14 protein-coding genes are annotated in these 24,860 nt (G+C 70.7%); 5 read left to right on the plus strand and 9 right to left on the minus strand.

Going from position 1 to position 24,860, the window contains the following annotated elements; translation table 11 throughout:
• The first annotated feature begins 52 nt into the window (after nucleotides 1–52).
• Nucleotides 53–307, plus strand: a complete 255-nt coding sequence (locus ACLJQZ_RS30390; RefSeq protein WP_410623276.1) for a hypothetical protein — start codon at nucleotides 53–55, stop codon at nucleotides 305–307.
• Nucleotides 308–312: 5 nt separating this feature from the next.
• On the opposite strand, the gene ispG is transcribed toward ACLJQZ_RS30390, so the two are convergent.
• The 3 genes from ispG to dxr all read right to left on the minus strand — a co-directional run bounded on the left by ispG (nucleotide 313) and on the right by dxr (nucleotide 4,003).
• The gene (gene ispG / locus ACLJQZ_RS30395; protein ID WP_247062463.1) at nucleotides 313–1,464 is read right to left on the minus strand and encodes a flavodoxin-dependent (E)-4-hydroxy-3-methylbut-2-enyl-diphosphate synthase; all 1,152 of its coding nucleotides are present in this window, start codon (nucleotides 1,462–1,464) and stop codon (nucleotides 313–315) included.
• Nucleotides 1,465–1,582: 118 nt separating this feature from the next.
• Complete coding sequence (locus ACLJQZ_RS30400) at nucleotides 1,583–2,797, minus strand: M50 family metallopeptidase (RefSeq protein WP_410623277.1); 1,215 nt, start codon at nucleotides 2,795–2,797, stop codon at nucleotides 1,583–1,585.
• 3 nt (nucleotides 2,798–2,800) lie between these two features.
• Nucleotides 2,801–4,003, minus strand: coding sequence for a 1-deoxy-D-xylulose-5-phosphate reductoisomerase (gene dxr, locus ACLJQZ_RS30405; RefSeq protein WP_410623278.1), 1,203 nt, complete (start codon nucleotides 4,001–4,003; stop codon nucleotides 2,801–2,803).
• 265 nt (nucleotides 4,004–4,268) lie between these two features.
• Between dxr and ACLJQZ_RS30410 the strand changes: the two genes are divergently transcribed.
• Nucleotides 4,269–4,523 (plus strand): DUF2631 domain-containing protein, encoded by a 255-nt coding sequence (locus tag ACLJQZ_RS30410; protein WP_247062457.1) that lies wholly within the window; start codon nucleotides 4,269–4,271, stop codon nucleotides 4,521–4,523.
• Nucleotides 4,524–4,549: 26 nt separating this feature from the next.
• Complete coding sequence (locus tag ACLJQZ_RS30415) at nucleotides 4,550–5,212, plus strand: peptidylprolyl isomerase (RefSeq protein ID WP_410623279.1); 663 nt, start codon at nucleotides 4,550–4,552, stop codon at nucleotides 5,210–5,212.
• A gap of 154 nt (nucleotides 5,213–5,366) precedes the next feature.
• Here the strand turns inward: ACLJQZ_RS30415 and ACLJQZ_RS30420 are convergent, their stop codons facing one another.
• From ACLJQZ_RS30420 to ACLJQZ_RS30440, 5 genes are all read right to left on the minus strand, one after another.
• Nucleotides 5,367–5,633, minus strand: coding sequence for a DUF6959 family protein (locus tag ACLJQZ_RS30420; protein ID WP_410623280.1), 267 nt, complete (start codon nucleotides 5,631–5,633; stop codon nucleotides 5,367–5,369).
• Nucleotides 5,634–5,639: 6 nt separating this feature from the next.
• Nucleotides 5,640–14,777 carry a DNRLRE domain-containing protein gene (locus ACLJQZ_RS30425; RefSeq protein WP_410623281.1) on the minus strand — a complete coding sequence of 3,046 codons (9,138 nt, stop codon included), beginning with the start codon at nucleotides 14,775–14,777 and terminating at the stop codon, nucleotides 5,640–5,642.
• A 102-nt stretch (nucleotides 14,778–14,879) separates the two neighbouring features.
• Nucleotides 14,880–16,820 carry a tachylectin-related carbohydrate-binding protein gene (locus ACLJQZ_RS30430; protein WP_410623282.1) on the minus strand — a complete coding sequence of 647 codons (1,941 nt, stop codon included), beginning with the start codon at nucleotides 16,818–16,820 and terminating at the stop codon, nucleotides 14,880–14,882.
• Nucleotides 16,821–17,136: 316 nt separating this feature from the next.
• Nucleotides 17,137–18,906 (minus strand): MFS transporter, encoded by a 1,770-nt coding sequence (locus ACLJQZ_RS30435; RefSeq protein ID WP_410623283.1) that lies wholly within the window; start codon nucleotides 18,904–18,906, stop codon nucleotides 17,137–17,139.
• Nucleotides 18,907–19,073: 167 nt separating this feature from the next.
• On the minus strand, nucleotides 19,074–20,534 hold the full coding sequence (locus ACLJQZ_RS30440) for a PLP-dependent aminotransferase family protein (protein WP_410623284.1): 1,461 nt from the start codon (nucleotides 20,532–20,534) through the stop codon (nucleotides 19,074–19,076).
• A gap of 28 nt (nucleotides 20,535–20,562) precedes the next feature.
• On the opposite strand from ACLJQZ_RS30440, the gene ACLJQZ_RS30445 reads away from it, so the two are divergent.
• Together ACLJQZ_RS30445 and ACLJQZ_RS30450 are read left to right on the plus strand one after the other, a co-directional pair.
• On the plus strand, nucleotides 20,563–21,363 hold the full coding sequence (locus ACLJQZ_RS30445) for a methyltransferase (RefSeq protein WP_410623285.1): 801 nt from the start codon (nucleotides 20,563–20,565) through the stop codon (nucleotides 21,361–21,363).
• Entirely contained in the window at nucleotides 21,360–21,551 is a 192-nt protein-coding gene (locus tag ACLJQZ_RS30450; protein WP_326947216.1) for a hypothetical protein, read from the plus strand. The genes ACLJQZ_RS30445 and ACLJQZ_RS30450 overlap by 4 nt, the downstream gene beginning before the upstream one ends.
• Here the strand turns inward: ACLJQZ_RS30450 and ACLJQZ_RS30455 are convergent.
• Nucleotides 21,524–24,790, minus strand: a complete 3,267-nt coding sequence (locus tag ACLJQZ_RS30455; RefSeq protein WP_410623286.1) for a tetratricopeptide repeat protein — start codon at nucleotides 24,788–24,790, stop codon at nucleotides 21,524–21,526. The genes ACLJQZ_RS30450 and ACLJQZ_RS30455 overlap by 28 nt on opposite strands.
• Nucleotides 24,791–24,860 lie beyond the last annotated feature (70 nt).

The raw sequence follows: 24,860 nt of genomic DNA on the forward strand, positions 1-24,860 counted from the left end.
TCCGGTTTCTGCTAACACGGAGGTGCGTCCCCCACCGCGGAAGGAACCACCGATGACGATCCAAGAGCAGGCGCAGCAGCTGGAACTGCTCGCCGACCAGGTGCCCACCGGCATCGCGCTCGCGACGAAGAGCGACCTCGAAGACCTGCAGGCCCAGGTCATGGGCCTGCTCGGGGAGACGTCGACCGCGACCGCGATCCAGGGCTCGATCCAGCTCGCGTCCCAGCAGATCGACGAGGTCGCGGCGGCGCTGGAGAACGTCCTCCTGCAGATCCGCGACGCCGCCCAGCACCACCTGCAGGGCTAGCGACCTCAGCCGGCGGTGACGACCGGGGCGCCCTCGCCGAGGCCTTCGCCCGCCTCTTCGGCGATGCGCATGGCCTCCTCGATCAGCGTCTCGACGATCGCGTGCTCCGGCACGGTCTTGATGACCTCGCCCTTGACGAAGATCTGGCCCTTACCGTTGCCCGACGCGACGCCCAGGTCGGCCTCGCGGGCCTCGCCCGGGCCGTTGACGACGCAGCCCATGACGGCCACGCGCAGCGGGATCTCCATGCCCTCGAGCCCGGCCGTGACCTGCTCGGCGAGCGTGTAGACGTCGACCTGCGCGCGCCCGCACGACGGGCACGACACGATCTCCAGCTTGCGCTGCTTGAGGTTCAGCGACTGCAGGATCTGGATGCCGACCTTGACCTCTTCGACCGGCGGCGCGGACAGCGAGACGCGGATCGTGTCGCCGATCCCCTGCCGCAGCAGGGCACCGAACGCGACGGCCGACTTGATGGTGCCCTGGAACGCCGGGCCGGCCTCGGTCACGCCGAGGTGCAGCGGGTAGTCGCACTGCTCGGCGAGCAGCTCGTAGGCGCGCACCATGACGACCGGGTCGTTGTGCTTGACCGAGATCTTGATGTCGTGGAAGTCGTGCTCGGCGAACAGCGACGCCTCCCACAGCGCCGACTCGGCCAGCGCTTCCGGCGTCGCCTTGCCGTACTTGTCCATGATCCGCTTGTCGAGCGAGCCGGCGTTGACGCCGATCCGGATCGGCGTGCCGTGGTCCTTCGCGGCCTGCGCGATCTCCTTGACCTGGTCGTCGAACTTCCGGATGTTGCCCGGGTTCACGCGCACCGCGGCGCAGCCGGCCTCGATCGCGGCGAAGACGTACTTCGGCTGGAAGTGGATGTCGGCGATGACGGGGATCTGCGACTTGCGCGCGATCGCGGGCAGCGCCTCGGCGTCGTCGGCCGACGGGCAGGCGACGCGGACGATGTCGCAGCCCGCGGCGGTCAGCTCGGCGATCTGCTGAAGGGTCGCGTTGACGTCGGAGGTGAGTGTCGTCGTCATCGACTGGACGGAGATCGGGAAGTCGCTCCCCACACCGACCGAGCCCACCTGGAGCTGGCGGGTCTTGCGGCGCTCGGAGAGGACGGGCGGGGGCAGGGCGGGCATACCGAGTGCGACGGTCACGGTCTTCAGCGTACCTACCCCGAGTGGGCCACCCGCACCATGTCAACCGTCACGGTGAGCAGCATTACGGCGTGTGTGCCACGCCACGGAGGGGCCGCGACCCCTCCGTGGCGTGGCGTTACTGCAAGCGAATCGGATTGACGATGTCGGCCGTCACGGTGAGTAGCGTCACCGCGCCGCCGATGAGGACCAGGACCATCGTGAGCCCGGACAGCTTCGTGTAGTCCACCGGGCCGCCCGCGGCCTTGCCCCGCAGGCCGCGGATCCAGTCGCGGATCCGCTCGTACCAGACCACCGCGATGTGCCCGCCGTCCAGCGGGAGCAGCGGCAGCAGGTTGAACACGCCGATGAAGAAGTTGAGGCTGGCCAGCAGGAAGAAGAACAGCACCCAGATGCCCTGCTCGACGGCCTCGCCGCCGATCCGGCTCGCGCCGACGACGCTGACCGGGGTGTTCGGGTCGCGTTCGCCGCCGAAGATCGCGGAGACCACGGCGGGGATGCGCTCGGGGAACTGGACGAGCCGCTGCGCCGTCTCGGCGAACATCGTGCCGGTGAAGCCGAACGTGGCGCCGACCGCGGCGACCGGGCCGTACTGCGTGGTGATCGCGGGCGTCACCGGCGACGCGCCGATCATGCCGACCTCGCGCACGCCCGCGCTGCTCCACCGCTGCACCTTCGGCACGTCGACCACGAGCGCCAGGTTCTGCCCGTCGCGGACGACGTCGAACTCGGTCGGGCCGCTGGTGGCCTGCACGGCCGCGAGCATCTCCGTCCAGCTCGCGACCGGCTTGCCGCCGACCGAGAGGATCTTGTCGCCGGCCAGCAGCCCGGCCGCCTGCGCCGGGCGCAGCGCACCCGGCGGGCAGGTGGTGTCCTTGGCCTGCTCTTCGGTCGTCGCCGACCGCGCGCAGGACGTCGAGGCCAGCACCGGCGACGGGTCGGCGGCGGTCAGGTTCGGCAGCCCCATCGTGACGGCCATCAGGTAGAGCACCACGAAGCCGAGGATGAAGTGCGTGATCGACCCGGCGCACATCACGACGGTGCGCTTCCAGGTCTTGAACCGCCACATCGCGCGCGGCGCCTCGTCCGGCGTGACCTCGTCGAGCGCCGTCATGCCCGCGATGTCGCAGAACCCGCCGAGCGGGATCCACTTCAGGCCGTATTCGGTCTCCCCGCGGCGCCAGGAGAACACCGTGGGCCCGAAGCCCACGAAGTACCGGCGGACCTTCATGCCGAAGGCCTTCGCGGTGACCATGTGACCGGCTTCGTGCAGTGCGACGGAGATGCAGATCCCCAGCGCGAAGAGCACCACACCGATGATGTAGGCGAGCACCCGCTACTTCCCCTCGATGATCGAACCGGCCCGGGCGCGAGCCCAGCGCTCGGCCGCGAGAACGTCCTCGACGTCGCGAGGTTCGCGACGCCATTCGTCGGCGGCTCCCACCACCTCGGAAACAGTGTCCACTATCGACGTGAAGCGGGTGTTCTGCGCCAGGAAGGCGGCGACGAGCTCCTCGTTCGCGGCGTTGTAGACGGCGGGCAGGCAGCCGCCCGCGGTGCCGCAGTGCCGGGCCAGCTCGACGGCTGGGAAGGCTTCGTCGTCCAACGGCTCGAACGTCCAGGTCGCGGCCGTGTCCCAGCGGCACGCGGCGGCGGCTTCGGGCACCCGATCGGGCCAGTGCAGCGCGAGCGCGATCGGCAGCCGCATGTCGGGCGGGCTGGCCTGGGCGATCGTCGAGCCGTCGGTGAAGGTCACCATCGAGTGCACGATCGACTGCGGGTGCACGGTGACGTCGATCTTCTCCGGCGGGACGTCGAACAGCAGGGCGGCTTCGATCAGTTCGAGGCCCTTGTTGACCAGGGTGGCCGAGTTGATGGTGATCAGCGGGCCCATCGACCAGGTCGGGTGGGCCATCGCCTGCTCGACGGTGACGTCGGCGAGATCGGCCCGCTTGCGGCCGCGGAACGGCCCCCCGGACGCGGTGAGCACGAGCCGCGCGACCTCGCTCTTGTGCCCCGCGCGCAGCGCCTGCGCGATGGCCGAGTGCTCGGAGTCGACCGGCACGAGCTGCCCGGGCTTGGCCGCCGCGAGCACCAGCGGCCCGCCGGCGATCAGCGACTCCTTGTTGGCCAGCGCGAGGGTGGCGCCGGTGGCGAGCGCTTTGAGGGTCGGTTCGAGGCCGCGGGAGCCGGGCAGCGCGTTGAGGACGGTGTCGACCTTCACGGCGTCGATCAGCTCGGTGACCGCGTCGGAGCCGGCGAAGAGCCGCGGGAGCTTGAAGTCCCCCCGGGAGTAGCCGCGCTTCTGCGCTTCGGCGTACAGCGCGAGCTGCAGGTCTTCGGCGGCCGTGGCCTTGGTCACGGCGACGGCCTCGACGCCGTGCGCGAGCGCCTGCGCGGCGAGCGCCGCGGGATCGGCGCCGCCCGCGGCGATCCCGGCCACCCGGAACAGGTGCGGGTTGCGCGCCGCGACGTCGAGGGCCTGCACTCCGATGGACCCGGTCGAGCCGAGCACGAGGACGCTTCGCGAGGTAGTCATCGCGGGCCATTGTCGCGCGGGCCGTGTCCGCGGCGCACGCGGAGGTTCTCTGGCCGTGCGGACCGCGGGGACCACGCGGGACTCCGACAATCGCGCGGGCCGTCTCCGCGGAGGTTCCCTCGCCGGATGAGCCGCGGCCGCCCGGAAGCCCGTCGCGATCGCTCGCGAGCGGGAGACGCAAGCCACGCGGGCCGTCTCCGCGGCGCACGCGGAGGTGTGGGATCATCGCGGGGTACGTGGTTCATGGGTCTTGAGGGAGTTCATCGTGGCAGGCAAGGCGGTCGAGAAGCGGCCCGAGGTCGACCCCCGCGACGAGCCGTCCGCGGCCTGGGGCTGGCACGGCTCCTTTCCGAAGGGCACCCGGATCGCCGGCTGGGTCAGCGCGGTCATCCTGCTCGTGATGATCAAGGGCAACCACGAGAACAACACCGAGAACGTCTGGCTGGTCGGCCTGGCGGCGTTCCTCGTCCTGCTGCTGGTCCTCGACATCCGCAAGCGCCGCACGGCCTGGCGCAAGTAGTTGGTGACCCGCTAACCTCCCGGCCCATGAAGCTGCGCTGGGGTTTGGCTCTCGTCGGTGTCCTGGGTGCCCTGCTGGTGGCGCCGGCCGTCCCGGCTTCGGCGTCTTCGATCGTGGTCCCGTGCCAGTTCACGCCGACGCCCGCGAACCCGGCGGCCCGTCCGGTGATTCGCCCGCTGCCGTTCGCGCTGACGCGCGGGACCGTCGACGTCACGTTCCGCTTCAACTACGGCCCGGTGACGGTCCGCCTGGACCGCGCAGGTGCGGCCCCGTGCGCGGTCCACAACATGGCTTCCCTGGTGCTGCAGCGGTTCTACGACCATTCCCAGTGCTGGCGGCTGTCGAACTCGGCCCGGCTGGGCGTCCTGCAGTGCGGCGACATCTACGAAGTCGAAAAGGGCGGCCCGGGGTACAAGTTCCCGGACGAGGTGTCCGGCGCGGAGACGTACCCGCGCGGGACGATCGCCATGGGGAACCAGGGGCCCGGGACGAACGGGTCGGAGTTCTTCATCGTGCATTCGTTCGCGAACATCCCGGCGAACTACTCGGTGCTGGGTCGCGTGGTGAGCGGAATGTCGGCGATCGACCACATGGTGGCGGACGGGATCATCCCCACGGATCCGAATGGGCCGCTGGACGGCGCACCGGCCAAGCCGGTGAAGATCCAGCGCGCCGCACTCGGCCGGTAATCCGGTCAGCCTCCTGACGTACCGCGACTTTCGAGCAAGCTCGCGAAGGCGCAAGTCAACCATTTGAAGCCTCAACTCATCACGACATCATCGATGGGCATTGCACAAAGATCCCAAATCGTTGGACATAACGTGATCCCGGAATCCGACATGCTCAGTAGGGCAAGCTGAGCTGCGCTTCGCGCATCATCGACTCATAGGAGTAAGTAAGCCCTTTGATCACCTCGACAATCTCGTTCAGAGCCTCATCGAACTCACCGTCTCGACCTTGCTCACGAAGTTCCGCCAGTTCGTCAGCAATATCTCCTACCTGCTTCAAAGAATCACCTTGAACCAAAAGACCCGGATAACTCCGCCCCAGCAGTTGAACTAAGGCATAGTTTCCATGCCGCCCATGAACCTTCGCAGTATTGTCGTTCAACTTACCTCATTCCGGGTAAAACGTGATAAACGGGAATCCTGCATTTACGTCGCCCTTAAAAATATCAATTCTACTCCTGATCGGCCCCAGTGTAACATCGCCAGATGGAAGGGACGTTCGCACGCGACTCCTATTGCGATTACTGATGCCAGTTATAACGTAGTCCCAGTCCGAGAGCGGTCCAGCCTCGCCGGTCGCCCTGGATCCCACCACTGAAACCGGTGTTTGCAGTCTATTCGCCACGTTCTGAATGCGAGCGCGTTCACTTCCTGTCAACGCCGAGATCTTCCCACCAAAGCCATACTCGACGCCGCTATCTCTAACAGGGTCGTCGCAGGCGTAGCCCGTTCTCCTCGTACCGCCGTTGAAGTCATCGCGAAGCACACCGCCGCCGCAGTTGTCCCAGGCCGAAGCCTGCGCGGGCAGCAACGGTGACGGGATCGGCGGATCCACGTCGTGGACCACCGGGTTCTTCGGGTCCAGGATCTGGCTGAGGAAGCCCTGGTAGATGGTGACCAGGTCCTGCAGGCCGCCGAGGAGGCCTGCCACCATGCTCGCCGGCAGGTTGGGGTCCGACGAGACTCCGCTCCCACCGAAGTACGGGTTCTTCGCGCCGTCTGGGATGGGGTCGGCGACGTTGCGGGCCTTCTCGTTCTGGTCGATCCGCGCCTGGATGCCCGGCGGCGGGGGCGGGGGCGGAGGCGGGCACCAGCAGCCCCTTGGAGGTGGCGGCGCACAGGTCCGGCAGCCGCCGGGTGCGGGGGGACTCGTGGTACCAGGCCTCCAGGACGGGTTCCAACCGCGATCGCTCTTGCTGTAGCCACTTGAGGAGGCAGTGGACTGGCAGGAAGACGGGTGAGTGCGGCAGTACTCCCGCTGCTTGATCGGGCTCAGCCCCGGACACGGCTGCCCGGACGAATCGCTGATCTCGCATGAGTTGCCGGCCGGGTCCACGTTCCAGAAGAAGTTGTAGAGATTTCCGATCGGTCCGAAAATTCGGCCGCCCAGCCGGCCGAGGATCTTCTCGACGGTCTTTTCGGTGACCTTTCCACCGGTGCCCGACGGACTAATGACATCCACCGAATGACCGTCCCGGTCGATCCCGTTGACCGGACTCGCGTTGCCGTAGGTGAAGCGGTTCGCGGCCGCCGAAGGAACGTCTGGGAGCGATACGCCGTCTCGGGCGCCGAATGTCCCCGTACCCGGTGAGTACCAGCGGGCGCCCATGTCTACCGCGCCCGTGGCCGGGTCCGTGTAGTCGGACTGGAAGCCCAACGGTGACGTCGCGCCCGACTGGGTGATCTTCGCGCCGAACGGGTCGAAGCTCGCCGAGCCGGTCAGTGTCCCCGAGGGGGCGAGGCCGCCGACGACGTCGGAGTGCTGGTCGGTGATCGCGACCTGCGATGCCCCGCTGGTGCTCTGAGCCTGCAGGTCACCCTGCGTACCCCGGGCGAAGTTCGACGTGCCGTCGGAGGTCAGGTCCAGGCTCGGGCCGTCGTACGTCAACGTCTGATCGTTGCGCGACGACGCCCGGTCCAGGCCGTCATACGCGTACGTGACCGGGCCCTGCTTCACCGCCCGGTCAAAAGCGTCGAAGCCGGACGTCACCGTTCCCGCCGGGCCCGTGCGCGCGTCCAACGTTCCCCGCGCGCTCCACGTCAACGTGTCGGTGCCGTCGGTCAGCTGGCGGTTGCGCTCGTCGAACGTGGCCGTGCGGCCGCCCGCACTGACTCGGTTGCCCGACGCGTCCCACCCGTACCCGGTCGTCTGGGTGCCGGCGGTCCACGACGTCAGGCGGCCCGCTTGGTCGTAGCCGTAGGTGTTGTCCCCGGCTCCGGCGACCCCGGTCGTCTTCTTGCCGGTGAGCCGGTCGTCGAGGTCGTAGCTGTAGGCCATGGCGGCGAGCGACACGCCGCCGGTGCCCTTGAGCTCGTCGCCGGTCTGGCGGCCGAAGTCGTCGTAACCGTAAGTGCGGACGCGGCCGGCGCCGTAGTCGATCGAGCCGACGTTGCCCGCGTCGTCGTAGCCGAGCGTCTGCTTGACGCCGGTCAGGCCGTCCTGCTGGGTCGAGAGCCGGCCCTTGAGGTAGCCGAACGTCGCCGTGCCCGCGCCGTCGACGCGCTGGGTGAGCCGGCCCGCACCGTCGTAGGCGTACGTCGAGGTGCCCGAGAGCGGTCCGCTGCTGGTCAGCAGGTCGCCACGGTCGTCGTAGGTGAACGTCTTCTCGCCGTTGGGTGCGTTCACCCCCAGCAGGCGGCCCACCTGGTCGAACCGCTGGACGCGATCCGGGGTCGGCTGCGCGGCTCCGGTCCCCGTCTCCAGCGTGAGACGGCCGAGCGTGTCGAACGTCCGCTGGCGGACCACGCCGCCAGGAGCCTGGACGCGTACCGGTCGCCCGGCGACGTCGTACGACGTCGTCCAGGTGCGGTCGGCCGCGGCCGGGTGGGCCGCGGTGGCCATTTCGATCGCCGACTCGGGCAGGCCCAGCACGTTGTAGGTCTGGATCGTGGCGTTGCCGCGGCCGTCGGTCGACCGGGTCCGGTTCCCGGCCGGGTCGTAGCCGAACGACGTCGTGATCGACGACGTGTCGGTGACGGGCTCCTGCTGCCGAACCAGGAGGCCGCGGGAGTCGTAGTCGAAGCGGGTCGTGCGGTTGAGCGCGTCGGTCGCAGACACCTTGTTGCCGTCGGCGTCGTAGCCGAGCGCACTCTTGCGCAGGACGTGCTCGTCCGGGGCCAGGCTGTAGAAGCCGGTCGCCCGGCCCGCCGGGTCGTAGCTCACGTAGCCGGTCCGGCCGTGGCCGTCGGACTGCCGCACCTGGTGCCCGGCGAAGTCGTAGCCGAAGCGCGAGACCACACCCGCCGGATCCGTGGTGGCGGTCAGCTGCCCGAGCACGTCGTACTCGTTCTTCGTCAGGTCACCGGTCGGGGAAGTCGACGAGAGGAGGTTCCCGGCGTCGTCGTACCGAAGCTTCGTCGTGTACGCGGCCGGGGCCGGACGACGTTCCAGCCGGGTCGCCGTCACCTGGCGCCCGAGGTCGTCGTAGGTGGCCTCCACCCGGGAACCGGTCGGGTCCGTGGTCGAAAGCAGCTCGCCTTCGGTCGTGTAGCCGTACTGCCACACCCCGCCGCGCTGGTCACCGGCCGCCGGATCGGGGTCGACGCGCTCCACGGGCCGGTTGAGCTGGTCATACCGGTAGCGGGTGACGACGCCGTCCGGGCCGGTCACGCTCAGGACGTTGCCGAGGGCGTCGTACTGGTTGACCGTCGCGACCTTCGCCGCGGTGGTCTCGCCCGGCTTCCGGTAGTCCGGGGACGCCGTCTTGACGACCCGGCCGGCCCGGTCGTAGGTCACGGTCCCGACGTTGCCGTTCGGGTCACGGGTGTCGGTCTGCTCACCGAAGCTGTCGTAGCCGCTGAGGACCTGGGGGCGCGCCGCGACCGCGGCCGCTCCCCCGGACTCGGTGGCGACGAGTGGCTGGGTGGTCCGGGTCAGCTGTCCCAGCTTGTCGTACGTCAGATCGGTCGTGAACGCGACCGGATCGGCGTCGCGGGCGTTGCCGCGCGGTGACGTGACCGAGGTGGTGAGTCCGCGCTCGTCGTACCGGTAGGTCGTGGTCAGCTTCTCGGTCGCGCTCTTGACGACGGACTGGCTGGTCTGGCGGCCGGCGACGTCGTAGCCGTACTCGATCGTCTCGCGGTTGCCCAGGTCAAGCCGGGTGCTGTTCGAACTCTGTCCGGTGTGGACGGTCTTGAGGACGTCGCCGCCCGGGCCGTAGGTCCACTCCGTCCGGTTCGCCAGGCCCGCGGGATCGACGGTCTGCGCCGTGCCGCGCCCCGAAGCGTCGTATTCGAACGTCGTGACGCGACCGCCGGGCTCGGTCAGCTTGGTCTTCTGCCCCGCGGCGTCGTAGGTGTACTCCTGGAGCGTGACATCCCGCTTGGGCGCCGCCGGGTTGAAGGGATCGCGCAGGTCGTGGGCGATCACCTTCCAGACCTTCCCGTCACCGAAGTACTGGTAGCGGGTGGTGCGGCCCATCGAGTCGGTCTCGCGGACCCGCCGGCCGGCGAGGTCGTACGCGTAGGAGGCGAGCACCAAGGTCGGGGCCGACGTCGTGTCACCGCCGCCATCCGTGTCGCCACCACCGGTCGAGGGATCGGTGGCCTGGCCGTTCCACGCCCGCAGCCGCACTTCGGCCAGTGCGTTGCGCGCCGTGTAGCCGTATTCGTACTTGTTGCCGCCGGCGTCGACCATCCACGTGCGGTTGCCGAAGCCGTCGTAGCCGGACGAGGTCACCCCGCCTTCGGCGTCGACGACCCGGTTCGGCCTGCCGAAGTCGTCGTACTCGGTGGTCGTGACCCGTGCGGTGTCGCCGCCGGTCAGGTCGCGGTTTTCGGTCCGCACGACATCGCCGTCGGCGTCGTAGCCGGTGAGCGTCTGCACGGTGTGCGTGACGCCGGTGACGGAGTTGACCGCACCGGGACTCGTGGCCACGGTCTGGTGCGACCGGGCGTCGTAGGCGTAGGTCGTCGTCGCGCCGGCCGGATCGGAGGCGCTGCTGCGCGTCTCCGTCTTCTTGCGACCGAAGACGTCGTAGGTGTACGAGGTCGTCAAGCCCGCTGGGTCGACGACCTTCGCGAGATCGCCGTTGCGGTAGTAGGAGTAGCTCGTGACGCCGTTGCGCGGGTCGGTCGTCTGCAGGAGCAAGCCGGCCGGGACGTTGCCGCCGCCCACCGCCGCTTCGGTTCCGTCCGCGTGCTGGTGACGGGTGACCGCACCGTCGGGCGTGGTCTCCGTCAGCAGCAGACCGCGGACGCCCACGTCCGTGTAGGTGTACTTCGTCGCGTACGCCGGATCGGCCGCGTTCGCCGAGCGCGCGTCCGAAGAGGACAGCAGCTTGTCGTTGCGGGCGTCGGTGACGTCGGCCGCGTTGAGGTAGTAGCTGTAGTACGCCGTCTGACAGTCGCCGGGCGCGACGCGGCACGTCTTGCGCGCGACGACGTTGCCCCGCTCGTCGTTGGTCAGGACCACGACGTTGCCGAGCTCGTCGCCGATGGTGGTCTGGAAGCCCTTGTCGTCGTAGTCGTAGGTCCGCACGCCCTGGCCGTTGACCGGCCCGCCGACCCACGTGCCGTCGCCGCCGACCGGCCCGCCGCAGTACGACGGGTCGCCGGGGTTCTGCGGGACCGAGGGGTCACAGGTCGGGTTGTCCGGGGGAAGCGGGTTCCCGTCGCCGTCCCGCCGGTCCTCCGGGCGGATGCCCTGACCCAACGGCGCGACGTAGCGCAGGATCCGGCCGCGCACGGGGTCGTAGTCGTAGAAGTGCGGCCGGTTCCCGGGATCGACGACCTGGGTCGTGCGGATCAGGTTGGTTTCGGTGCCCGTGACGACCGGACGTCCGAGTCGCCAGTGCCCGCCGTTGCGGTCGACGACCTCGGTGAGCCGGTCCGCCGCGGTGTCGTAGCTCAGCTGCGCGGCGACGCGGCCGCTGGGCAGGGTGATCTTCGCGAGCGAACCGGCCGCCGCCCGCGCCTGGAAGTGCGCCGCGGCGGTCGTCGGCCCGACGGCGTACTCGTAGAACGCCGCCTCGGCGATCTGGCCGGAGAAGAAGCGGCGCGGGTCCGTGCCCCAGCCGGGCCAGGCCGACGGCGGGACGGTGTACGCGGCACCGATCTGGTCGTAGACGACGTCGTCGTGCGTGATCTCGCCCTGGACGCTGCCCACGGCCTGCCCGTCGAGGTACAGCGTCTGGGTGGCGAGCGCGCCGGACAGCACGACGTGGTGCCAGGCGTTGTCGTTCACCGTGGTGGACGAGGTGATCGGTGCCGCGGTGCCGTTCCAGAACTGCCCGCGCAGCTTGCCGTCCGTGCCGACGTAGAGCACGGGCACGGCACCCGTGGGTGTTCCGCTGATCGGCGCCTTCTGGTAGCCGAACAGCGGACCGCCCGACGCGGTCTTGAACCACATCTCGACCGCGAGGTCGCGGTTCTTGCGCACCAGGCCGTCGGGCAGGGTCACCACGGACGACGTGCCGTTGAACGTCGCCGCGGTCCCGGTGCCGGCCAGCGGCCCCGGCTGCCCGAGGACGACGTCCTTGTAAGTTCCGGCATCCTTGCCGAGCTTGAGCCCGTTCTCGCTGCCGGCCGTGGTGCCGGACGTCTCCGCGAACCGCCAGTACGACGATGGGCGGGCGTCGACGACGGAGCTGCGGTAGTGCGAGGCCGGGGTGTAGTCGTAACCCGTGCACCCGTTGTCGGGGTCGCAGACCTTCGTCAGCCGGTCACCGTCGTAGGAATAGGTCCAGGTGAGCTGCTTGCCGTCGATCGGGTCGGTGCTGACGGACGTGACGTGGTTCCCGGTCCACTTGAAGTACAGGATCCGGTCGCTCGTCCGGCTGATCGCCCGCCGGAGGTGCTCCGGGGTGCCGTAGTCGAGTTCGACGTGGTGGCCGGCCTGGTCGTAGATGTCGATGAGCCGGCCGTCGGGCCGGAACCGGTAGAGGGTGGAGGCCTTGTCGGTCAGCACCCAGCCGCCGCCCGCGGCCTCGACCTCGATCCGGAAGTTCGCCTGGCGGCCCGGAGGCGGCGCGAAGGTGCCGTCGCTGTTGCGGCCGAACCGCACCTGCTGGCCGTCCGGGTAGGTCACCACGACGTTGCCCGAGCCGTCGTTGTCGGGCACGACCCGCATGTCGTACCGCGTCGACCAGCCCGCGCCGAACGTCAGGTCGGTGCGCGGGTCGAGACTGTTGTACGTGCGGGCGACGGTCAGCTCCGGCCCGGTCACCTGCAGCGCCGCGTCGACCGCGCTGGAGAAGTAGTTCCCGGTCTGCGGGTCGAAGTCCTGCTGAGCACCGCTGTAGGGCGCGTTCGCGAGGTGGGACGTGATCTCCGGTTGCGGGACCGCCGTCAGGAGGTGGCTGGGGGTGAGCTTCTCGCTCTCGGCGTTCCCGTCGAAGGCGAAGACCCGCCACTGGTAGTCCTTGCTCCAGCGCAACGCGCCGACCGGGACGGTCCACGTCCGTTTGGTCACGTAACCCGAGTCCACACAGGACACTCCGGACAGGGTGCCGTCCGGCTTGGCGACGTAGTTCTCGCAGACCTCGAAGCGGTACTTCAGGTTCGACGAGACCGGCGCGTCGACGTCCACCGCGTCGGCCCAGAGCTGCGGGGTGAGGGTGGGCGCCGAATAGCCGTTCGGCGGGTACTGCGCCTTGACGATCGGGGGAACGTCGAACACCGTCATCGACAGCCGCGTCGGCGGGATCTGTTCGTCGGTGAACCACGCGCCGCCGCGGCGCAGCATGCTGAAGTCGAAGAGGTAGTTCCCCGGCTCGATGGCCTTGATGGTCGCGTCGAGCGTCACCGAGTCGCCACGCGGGACGTCCCGCGGCAGCGAAGCCGCTTCGAGCGCACCCACCGGCGCACCGGCGGCGGTGAACGCGCGGTAGCCGAGCGCGTAGTCCGCCGCGGTCCAGGTGTCCGCACCCCGGTTGGTGACGGTGATCTTGACCTTGCCGGCCTGGGTCCGGGTCACGGGCGGCGTGGGAACCCCGTTGTCGACGCGGTACTCGGCGTCGTAGGGCGTGTGCGTGACGAACAGCCGGGGCGGGTTCGCCGTCCGGTTCCCGGTGAACTTCTTCCAGCCGTAAGGATCCGTCTCCGAAGCACGGACGGCGAGGCCGTAGTTGGGCTGCGCGCCGGTCACCCAGCGCTGCACGAGGTCGCGGCCACCCGTGCCCAGCGGGATCAGCTCGGTCGCCGACGGGCAGCTCGAAGCGTGCTGGGAGAGTGCGATGTACCCGTGCGCGAAGGATTCCTGAGCCAGCGCGGGACCGTAGGCGGGACCGGGGAAACCGGACGCGCTCGTCCAGGGGGCGGTGACGCCGTGCACGGTCACCGGCCGCGGCTGGCAGGACCAGGACCAGGTGCTCTTCAGCGTGAGCTGGGCGCCGAGGATCTTGTGGTTGCGGAGCCGGTTCTCCACGCCGCCGAAGGACAGGTAGCTGGCGGCTTTCAGCGCGCCGGTCGTCCCGATCTTGAGCTCGGTCGATCCGTCGAGACGGGAACCGTTCTGGAACACCGCGCCACCGTCCGACGCGGTCGTCTCCACGCTGGGATCGACCTCGACGGGGTAGGCCCGGGCCGGATCGGCCAGCCAGTTCGCGTCCAGTTCGACGCGCAGCACGAAGCCGCCGTCCCGTTCCAGGAGCCGGTAGACCACCCCCTCGGAACGAGCGGGCTCACCGGTCGCGGGATCGCGGCGGGCATCGGTCATGAACCCGGCGGGGATCCGGGCGCGCTCGTGCCCTTCGGCGTCCGAGAGCGCGATCCGCCCGTCCACGAGCGACGGCCGGAGTCCCTTCAACCGCAACGGGAACTCCCACGCGGCCGGTGCCTGAGGCGAGTTCAGGACCAGCGTTTCCTTGACGCCGCCGGGCACCACGTCGAGGCGCAGGTCTGCCCCGGCGCGCACGCCCGGGTAGACGACCCGGCTGCCGGACACCACACCGGCCGCGGGCGTGGCGCCGGCGACACCGAACCCGAACTGGTGTCCGTCGTCGAGGCCGACCCCGACGACCTGGTCCGAAGCGGCGTCCGGCGCGAAGACGAGCCGCTCGGCGTCGGCCGCGTTGCGCCACCCGGCTCCCCGGTCGTTCGGCACGACGGTCGGATCGATCGGCTGGTAGGCGCCGTCGGCCGCGCGGTAGTTGATCGGCTCCTGGCCGAACTCGGTGGTGAGGGTCCCGTCGGTGTTGGCGAAGGTCCGGTCGGTCGCCGTGCGCCGGTCCGGAAGCTCCTTGCTGGTCTTCTCGTCGAACCCGGTCCCGTGGACGGGTGCGTTCTCGACCCGGACCGCGTTCGCGCGGACGTTCTCCGCGCCGGCGGCGACGGCCGGGTACTTCGACTGCAGCGACTTCGGCGCGGCAACGTTGGCCTTGCCGCCCGCTTCGTTGCCCTGCTCCCCCGCGGTACCCGCCGGCTGCTGCGGAGCGAGCGCCATCGCCTGCCGCAGCAGGTCCGCGTCCGCGCCGGTGCCCGGGCCGTCCGGGATCGACGGTCCGACCACTCCCGCCGTCAGCGCGACGACGAGGACCAGCAACGCGGCTCGGCTCGCGTGCCCGGACTTGCGTCGGGGAGAAAACATGGGAAACCCGCCCTCGTCGGTCGAACCACAGCACGGCAAAGGAGCAGCACCCGGCCGGGGCGGGTGCCGCGAACCGCGTCACCCGCCCCGTACGGGAATCCGTCAGAAGGACGGCTTGGGCAGCGGACCGCCGCTGAACGTCGTCGAATCCGGCGCCGTGCGCGCACTGCGCGCGGCCGCCGCCGGGGCACCCGAGCCGTAGGCGTAGGTGACGCCGTCGCTGTCGCGGTAGGTCACCACCACACCGCCGCCGGAGAGAGCGACGAAGGACGGATCCGTCGCGGCCTGGTAGGCCGCTCCGGTCCGGGAGTCCACCAGCCGCTGCCAATCCTTGTACCCGGTGCTGCCCGGTGCCTTCTGCTCCGTCACGTAGATGAAGCCGTCGGTCGCCCGGACGGCCACGTGCACGACACCGCCCGTGTCGACCGCGGCGGCGGGTGACCCCTGCGCGGTGACTCCCGCGAGCGGCTTCCAGGTCCCGGTGAAGCCCGCGGCCTGCTCGCGCTGGTTGACGACGGCGCCGTCCGGCTGGACGGCGAAGGCCTCGAGGTTCTGATCGGGGTTCGCGGTCGCGGCGAGCTTCCCGGTCCAGCCGGTGCCCGGCACCGGGATCCAGGAGCTCAAGGTCCCGTCGATGTAGGTGGCCTTGGTGTAGGCACCTCCCGTGGTCCTGGCGACGAGGTCGATCCCGTCCGGCTGGACGACCGCGGTCAGGTCCGCGGTCAGCCCGGACGACGGCAGGACGCGCCACGGCAGGTACTGCTTGCTCGCCGGGTCCTGGGGACGGACCAGCAGCCGGCCCGCCCCGTCGACGGCGAACGCGCTGCCGACGCCGGAACGCTGCACCAGCACGGCCGGTCCGGGGGTCCACCCGCCGAACCCGCTCGCGGTCGCCCAGGTCGTCGTGGCCGGGGCCTGGGTGCTGTTCCGCGTCTCGCTGTCCTGTCCGAGCGCCGTAACGGTCAGGCTGTCGTCGGCGAGCCGCAGGGCGCTCGGGCTACCGGTGTACTGCTGGTAACCGGGCACGACGGCGAAGTCGACGACGGTGATGTCACCGGACCGCTGCCGGCCATGGACAAGCCGGCCGAAACCGTCGACGTAGAAGTGCTGCAGCTTTCCGCCGGCCCCCTCGATCACCGCGCTGGGCGCATCGGCGCCGTTCGGCACGGCCGGGCGGACCGGAAGGCCGGGATCGACCAGCTTGCAGTCGTCGGTCGTGACGCTCAGCTGGTAGTCCGTGCCGATCGTGCCGACCACCTTCGGGCCCGTCCAGCTGCCGGCGCCGAGGTAGCGGTACCACTTGATCTGGCCGTTGTTCTTGTCGAGCGCGTACAGCACGTCGCCGCCGGCGGAGGCGATCTGGGCGAAGTTCTGCCAGCCGCCGCTGCCCACCAGCCGCGCGTACTCGAGCCACCGCTGGCTGGCCGGGTCGTACTGGAACCGGTAGAGGTCGCCGGCGGGCGTGCGGGCGTAGAACACCCCGGCGCCCGCGCCGACGATCAGGTCGTACTTGGCGGTCGTCCAGCCGGTGTCGATCAGGCGGTCGGTCCAGGTCTTGGCCGTCTCGTCGTAGCGCATCCAGGCGAGGATGTTGTCGTGCGACCAGTAGAAGTCGCCCGTCGAGTCGACGGTGATCCGGTTGCGCTGGGAAGCCAGCGTGACGCCGAACCAGCCGGTGGCGATCTTCTGGCTGACCCCGCCGTTCTCCCAGCTGGTGGCCAGCCGGCGCTGCCTGTTGACGTCACCGTTGTCGAGGATGGAGTAGATCCGGCCGTCGGTGCCGGTGAGGGTCTTGCCCGTCCACGTGTTGCCGATCGTCGTCCGACCTGTCCAGGAGGTGGCGCCGGTCTCGGGCTCGTTGTGCCGGTCGAGGTCCAGATGGGTGTCGGGGAGCGTGTAGAAGACCGCGGCGTTGGCGCGGCAGGTGATCGTGTCGGCGGCGGCGGCCACGTTCGTCCCGGCCACGGCCACCGTCGCGCCGAACGCGATGGTGAACGCGGAACACAGGACCGCGGGTCTCTGGACGGACCGTCTCTGGCGCATGGACTTCCCTTGTCTGAAGATCGTGAAAGCGTTTGGGCAGCATCGATCGCCCCGCCGCCCGAGGGCAGCCGGTGATCGTGAAAGCATGAGCGGCGCCGGTCGGCCGGGACCGGCAGCGTTCCTCCCCTGGGCGCGATTCAACGCGCCGCGCGATGACGAGCTCGCCCTCCCGCGAGCCGTTCGATCTTCACATCGATCTTCTGACGAACCCGTTACTCGTTCTTTTGCAGTTGCGCCGTTCGGCCTACTTCTCACGTCGGGCACGGCAAAGGGCCGGGTGTCACCAATCGGTGACACCCGGCCCTTCGGGTGTGGCTCAGCGCTCGCCGGCCGGCGCCACCAGTTCGCTCGGGCCGGTGCCCGACTCGCCGGCCACCGCGGCCAGTTCCTCGCCCACCGACTGGCTCTTCGGCTTCTTCGCGTCCTTCGTCAGCAACGATGCCACCGCGCCGATCAGGCAGACCACGATGGCGAAACCGAAGGCCACCGCCAGGCCCGACTGGAACGGGCCCGAGATCAGGTTGGGGAAGAAGCTGCGGCCCGTGAGGAACTGGGCCTGGTCCGGCGGCAACGACGAGAGCTGGCCGCCCAGGAGCTGCTGGATCGGGTTGTAGCCCAGGAATGCCGCGAACAGCACCGCCACCGCCGGCAGGTGCGCGACCTGCGTGGCCGCCGCCTCGGGGACGCCGTGGGCGATCAGGCCGTCGTGCATCGTCGACGGGAGGCTGCTCGACAAGCCCGAGATGATCAGGCTGAAGAAGAAGCCGATCGACAGGACCATCGCCGCGTTCTGGAACGTCGTCATCATCCCGGCTCCCGAACCGCGGGAGTCGGCCGGGAGGCTGTTCATCACCTCGGCGCGGTTGGGCGAGGAGAACATGCCCATGCCGATGCCGTTGATCAGCAGGATCGCGGCGAACGCCCAGTAGTCGAAGTTCACCGGCAGGATGATCAGCAGCAGGAACGTCAGCGCCGTGATCGCCAGGCCGGTGGAGGCCAGCATGCGGCTGCCGATCCGGTCGGCGAGGATGCCCGACGTCGGCGCGGCCAGCAGGAACCCGACCGTCATCGGCAGCATGTAGATGCCCGCCCACAACGGCGTCTGCTCGAACGTGTAGCCGTGCTGCGGGAGCCAGATGCCCTGCAGCCAGATGATCAGGATGAACTGGAGGCCACCACGGCCGAGCGACGCCGTCAGGTTCGCGATGTTGCCCCAGGTGAACGACCGGATCTTGAACAGCGACAGGCGGAACAGCGGGTTGTCGACCTTGGTCTCGATGACCACGAAGCCGATCAGCACCGCGACGCCGCCGATCAGGCACGAGAGCACCATCGGGCTGCCCCAGCCGGTCGCCGAGGTGCCGTAGGGCTGGATGCCGTAGGTGATGCCGACCAGCACCGAGATCAGGCCGACGGCGAAGGTGATGTTGCCCCACCAGTCCATCCGCGCGTGCTTGCGGACGCCGGTGTCGTGCAGCTTGAGGTACGCCCAGATCGTGCCGATCACACCGAAGGGCACCGAGACCAGGAAGATCAGGTTCCAGTCGATCGGCGCGAGCACGCCGCCGACGACCAGGCCGAGGAACGAGCCCGCGATGGCCGCGACGCCGTTCATGCCGAGCGCGAGGCCGCGCTGGTTGGCCGGGAAGGCGTCGGTGAGGATCGCCGAGGAGTTCGCCATCAGGAAGGCGCCGCCGACGCCCTGCACGATCCGCCAGCCGATCAGCCACAGCGCGGCCGCGTCACCGTCGAACCAGGTGATGGCCAGCATGACGGAAGAAACCGTGAAGACGGCGAAGCCCAGGTTGTACATCCGGGCGCGGCCGTACATGTCGCCGAGCCGCCCGAAGCTCACCACCAGCACGGCGGTGACCACGAGGAAGCCCATGATCATCCACAGCAGGTAGCTGGTGTTGGCGGGTTCCAGGGGGTTGATCCCGATGCCCTTGAAGATGTCGGGCAGCGCGATGAGCACGATCGACGAGTTGATCGTGGCGATCAGCATGCCCAGCGTCGTGTTGGACAGCGCGATCCACTTGTACCGAGGCCCCAGTTCCTCGATCGAATACGTCCGGCTTTTCGCCACTGTGTGTAAACCTTCCACTCGCAAGTCCCTTAGCTAGGCTAAGCAACTTGCTTGCGTATGGCAACCATCACGGGGAATCGCCTGCGAGAGCATGATCACATCGACCTGAATATCCTTTGTGGACTCTTTAAGGTGACGCCGCGAAGTGACGCCGCCGTAACCCCGCGCTAACGGAGAAGCCGCCCCAGCACGCCCACGCCGTCGGCGATCTCCCCCGCCGTCCGGGCCGCGTAGCCCATGACCAGGCCCGGCCGCCCCGGCCGCTGCCGGTGCCACGACAGCGGCTGGACCTTCACCCCCTCCGCCAGCGCGGCCGCCGCCAGCGCGACGTCGTCGAAGCCCGCCCCGAACGTGATCGTCAGGTGCAGGCCCGCCGCCGCGCCGTGGACGCGCGCGGCCGGGAGCGACGCCGTCACCGCGCGGATCATCGCGTCGCGGCGACGGCGGTGGCGGGCCCGCACCGAACGCAGCTGACGCTCCAGCTCGCCCGTCTCCATCAGCCGGGCCAGCACCAGCTGCGCCAGCACCGCGTTGCCCAGGTCGGCGAACCGCTTGGCCGCGACGAGGTCTTCGCGCAACCCCGGCGGCGGAAGCAGCCAGCCGACGCGCAGGGCCGGGGCCAGCAGCTTCGAGACGCTGCCCGTGTAGCAGACCTCCGGCAGCATCGACCGGACCGCGGGCACCGGCGCGCGGTCGTAGCGGTGCTCGGCGTCGTAGTCGTCCTCGACGACCAGGCCGCCCTCGCCCGCCCAGCGCATCAGGTCGCGACGGCGCTCGCCGCCCAGGACCACGCCCGTCGGGAACTGGTGGGCCGGCGTCAGCAGCACCGCCCGCGCGCCGCTCGCCCGCAGCTCGTCGACGCGCAGGCCGTCGTCGTCGACCGTGATCGGCGGGGTCGCCAGGCCGTTGTGGTGCAGGTGCTGCCGCGCGCCGAGCGAGCCGGGGTCCTCGACGGCGATCTCGTCGACGCCCCGCTGCCGCAGCACCTCGCCGAGCAGCGTCAGCCCCTGCGCCACCCCCGACACCACGATGATCTCGCCCGGGTCCGCGCGGATCCCGCGGCTGCGCGCCAGCCAGCGCGACACCGCCAGCCGCATCGCCGGCGCCCCGCGCGGGTCGCCGTAGCCGAAGTGGGCCGGCTCGAGCTCGTCCAGTACCGCGCGCTCCGCCCGCAGCCACGCCGCGCGCGGGAAGGCCGTCAGGTCCGGCACGCCCGGCGTGAGGTCGATCCGGGCCGGGGTCGCGCGGACCTCGTCGAAGACGTCGGCGCCGGGCAACGCCGTGATGACCTTCGCGGGCACCGGCCGCCGCACCGGCGGGGGTGCGAGGACCGGCGCCGCCACCACGACCGTGCCAGCCCGGCCGCGGCCCGCCGCGTGGCCGTCGTCGATGAGCCGCTGGTAGGCCTCGGTGACCACGCCCCGCGACACGCGCAGCTCGGCCGCCAGCACCCGGGACGCGGGCAGGCGCCCGCCGACCGGGAGCCGGCCGTCGGCGACCGCGGCGCGCAGCTGCCCGGCGAGCCAGTCCGCGAGCCCGCCCGGCGGCGCGGCCCGGACGTCGAGCTGCAGGAAGTCGGAGCCGGCGGTTATGGTCCCTTCCGCCGGGTCCGGTTTGGCCCTGTCCATCGGGCCATTGTCGCAGCACGCTGGCTTCATGGACACCAGTTACGTGCACGGATACGCCGAACCCGAGGCCCGCCGCCTCGGCGACCAGGCCGACACCCTGGCCGAGCTGCTGCACGCCGGGACGGCCTACCCCGCGGGCAGCCGCGTCCTGGAGGTCGGCTGCGGCGTCGGCGCCCAGACCGGTCACCTCGTCGCCCGCAGCCCGGGCGCGCACCTGACCGCGATCGACGTCTCGGCAGCGTCGTTGGCGCAAGCGGAAGCGAAGGTCGGCGACGCCGTCGACTGGCGGCGGGCCGACCTGTTCGACCTCGACGAGACCTTCGACCACATCTTCGTCTGCTTCGTGCTCGAACACCTTCCCGAACCCGGGAAAGCGTTGGCGCACCTGAAAACCCTGCTGCGCCCGGGCGGCACCATCACGGTGATCGAAGGCGACCACGGCTCGGCGTTCTTCCACCCCCGCAGCGACCACGCCCAAGCCGCCATCGACTGCCTCGTCCGGCTGCAGGCCGACGCCGGCGGTGACGCGCTCCTCGGCCGCCGCCTCTACCCCCTGCTCGCCGGCGCCGGGTTCGACGACGTCGCCGTCGAACCCCGGACCGTCTACGTCGACGCGTCCCGGCCCGACCTGGTCGCCGGGTTCACCCGGGACACGTTCATCGCGATGGTCGAAGGCGTCGAGGAGAACGCCATCGCGCGGGGGCTCACCACGGCATCCGAGTGGAACCGCGGCGTAGCCGATCTTTACCGCACCACAAGGGAATACGGGACGTTCCATTACGCGTTCTACAAGGCAACAGCACACCGCACTCCGGGAGGAGCGTCATGATCATCGCCGTTCTCGTCGCCGCCGGACTTCTCGTCTGGGCACTGGATCACGCTTACCGCCGCCGCCCGTACCCGCGGAACCGGCTGGCCGGCAGCATGGACGTCTACGACCGCGACGCCCAGCGCCTCGAAGGTGACCTGGTCGCCGAAGAGCGTCACTTCTACTCGACAGCGCGCAGCCGCTCCTGAACGACGTCCGCGCCGGGCACGGGTTCCGCTGAGTAGCAAACCGAAGCGCGTTCCCAGTGTTCGCGCGCTGCGTCCGGGTCGCCGAGTCCACAGTGGACTTCGCCGAGCCCGAGGTGGGCCCGGCCCTGCTCCGGCAGGCAGCCCGTTTCCTTCGCCGCCGCAAGGGCTTCGCGGTGGTACGTCAACGCCTGGTCGTCGCGGCCACGCGCGGCGGCGGCGAAGCCGAGACTGTTCAGCACGCGGGACTGCACGCCGAGGTCCCCGCATTCACGGGCGATGCCCAGTGCCTCTTCGAGGTGCTGGGCCGCTTCGTCGTGCCGGCCTTGCCCGAGCCTGACGTCACCCAGGTGCTTGAGCGCGACGCTGCGGTTGGTCGGGCTTCCGGTCTCCTGCGCGAGTTCCAGCGCCCGCTCCAGGTGCGCCTCGGCTTCGGCGTACCGGCCGCGCGCGTGCTCGATGTCGCCGAGGATGCCCAGCGCGTACCCCTCGCTGACGCGCACGCCCATCGCACGGAAGTGCTCCAGCCCCGCCGAAATCGAGCCGACGGCCTCGTCGTAGCGCCCCAGCGCCGACAGCGCGTCGCCGATGTTCACAAGCGCGTAGCCCTCGCTGGTGCGGTCGGCGATCTCCCGCGCGAGGTCGAGGGCTTCGCTCAGGTAGCCGATCGCTTCGCCGTAGCGGCCGATGCCGCGGCAGCTGCAGCCGAGCACCACCAGCACCAGGCCTTCACTGGTCTGATCGCCCGATTTCCGGGCCAGGGCCAGGGCTTCCGTCGAGTAGCCGATGCCCTCGGCGAACCGGCCCAGCGCGCGGCAGGCCAGGCCGAGGGTGTTGAGCACGTGGATCTCCGTCACCCGGTTGCCGGACTCGCGGACGATGACGAGCGCTTCTTCCAGGTACCGCACGGCTTCCCGGGAGCGGCCGACCCGCCAGTGGCCCAGCGCGATCAGCGTCAGCGGGTCGGCTTCGGCCGCCCGGTCGCCGGCGTCCTGGGCCAGCACGGACGCGTGCGTGTGCAGCACGAGTGACTCCTCGTGGTACCCGCCGACGTCGAGGTAGTGCCACAGGATCCCGGACAGCAGCCGCAGGTGCTCCGGGCGGCCGTGCCGGGTCGCGTGCGCCGCGACGGCCAGCAGGTTGCGGCGCTCGGCCTCCAGCCACGCCGGCGCGTCGAGCACCTTGACGTCCGGGTCCGGCACCTGCGGGCGCAGGTGGCGTTCCAGCGGCAGGACGACGTCCATGGCCTGCGCGGCCGACCGGACGTAGAAGTCGAACAGCCGCTCCTCGGCGTCGTGGCTCTCCCCCGGCTCCTCGGCCGCCAGCTCGGCGGCGTAGACGCGCAGCAGGTCGTGCAGCTGGACGCGGTCGTGGCCGGTCTCCTCGGCGAGGTGGGCCCGCACGAGCGTGCCGGTCAGCCGCTCGGCCTCCGGCAGCGGGAGCTCCGCGAGCGCGGCGATCGCGGCGGGCGTCAGGTCGCGGCCCGGGTGCAGGCCGCAGAGCCGGAACACGCGCGCGGCGTCGGCCGCCAGGTGCCGGTAGGACCACGAGAACACCGCGCGGACCGCCGTCAGCGGGTCACCACCGCCGTCGAGCAGGTCCAGCCGCCGCCGTTCGTCGGCCAGCTCGGCTTCCAGCGCGGCCAGCCGCTCCCCCGGGCGGCTCAGCGCCAGCTCCGCGACCAGCCGCAACGCCAGCGGCAGCCGGGCCGAGTAGCCGATCAGCGCCGAGGTGGCCGCCCGTTCGTCGTCGACACGCCGGCCGACCAGGGTCCGGAGCAGGTCCCGGGCCTCGGTGTCGGTCAGCAGGTCGACGAGCACGCGGCGGGCGCCGTCGCGGGCGACCAGCCCGGGCAGCGCGTCCCGGCTGGTCACGAGCACCAGGCAGGACGGTGAGCCGGGCAGCAGCGGGCGGACCTGCCCGACCGAGCCGGCGTTGTCCAGCAGCAGCACCATCCGCCGGCCGTTGAGCACCGTGCGGAACTTGGCGGCTCGTTCGTCGGGCTCGGCGGGGATGTCCGCGCCGTCGACGCCGAGCGCGCGCAGGAAGCCGGACAGCGCGTCGCCCGGCTCCACCGGCCGGACCGTGCCGTACCCCCGCAGGTCGACGTACAGCTGGCCGTCGGGGAACTCCGCCCGCGCCCGCTGCGCCCAGCGCACGGCCAGCGCCGTCTTGCCGACGCCCGCCGTCCCGGACAGCACGGCGATGCGCGCGCCGGTGTCGGTCTCGCCGCGGCGCAGGAGCGCGTCCAGCTCGCCGAGCTGGGCCGTGCGCCCGCGGAACCCGTGGACGTCCGCGGGCAGCTGCGCCGGCACCGAGGCGGGCTGCTCGGGGACGCCGAAGTCCTGCGCCAGCACCTGGCGCTGCGCCTCGCGCAGCTCCGGGCCGGGTTCGATGCCCAGCTCGTCGGCGAGGCGCCGCCGGACCTCGTCGAAGACGCCCAGCGCGGCGGCCTGCCGCCCGGACGCGGCGAGCGCCAGCATCAGCCGGGCGTGCGCCGACTCGTTCAGCGGCTCCTCCGCGGTCAGCGCCCGCAGCTGCACGGCCGCGTCTTCGGGGTGGGCCGCCGCGGCTCCGGCGTAGGCCAGCACGGCCTGCGCCCGCCGCATCGCGAGCGCCAGCCGGACCGGGTGCTGCCGGAGCCGTTCGACGTCGGCGAGCGCCGGGCCGCGCCACAGCGCCAGCGCGTCACGGTAGGCCTCTTCGGCCGCCTCGGGCTTCCGCTCGGCCCGCTCCACCAGCGCGTCGAAGCGCAGGAGGTCGAGCTCGTCCTCACCGACGGACAGCCGGTAGCCGCCCTTGTCGGTGGTGATCAGGCCGGCCGGGCGCAACGCCCGCCGCAGCCGCGCGACGTAGGTGTGGACCAGCTCCAGGCACGACGGCGGCGGCTCGTCCCAGATGACGTCGACGAGGTCCTCGCGCCGCACGGTCCGGTTCGGCTGCAGGGCCAGCAGCGCGAGCAGCAGGCGCTGCTTCTCCGCGCCGATCTCGACGGGCCGGTCACCGAAGCGGACGGCCAGCGGCCCGAGCACGTCGATCCGCACCGGCTCCGGCGGCGCTTCGGCCAGCGCTTCCCGCAGCCGCCGCTCGGTCTCCGGCCGGGGCCGCCGGACGCTGCCGCGCTCGGCGTTGCGGATCGCGCGCAGGCTCAACCCGGCGCGTTCGGCGAGCTCCGCCTGGGTCAGCCCGGCGCGCACCCGCTCGTCGCGCAGCCATCCGGCGAACGGCAGGCCATCGTCCACAAGCGTCCTTCCCCGCGTGCCCCTCGCGCCGAACGTACCCCTCCAGCATCGCCAACGTGCCGGTCAGGCT

The sequence above is a fragment of the Amycolatopsis sp. cmx-8-4 genome (assembly GCF_046548675.1).
Lineage (GTDB): Bacteria > Actinomycetota > Actinomycetes > Mycobacteriales > Pseudonocardiaceae > Amycolatopsis.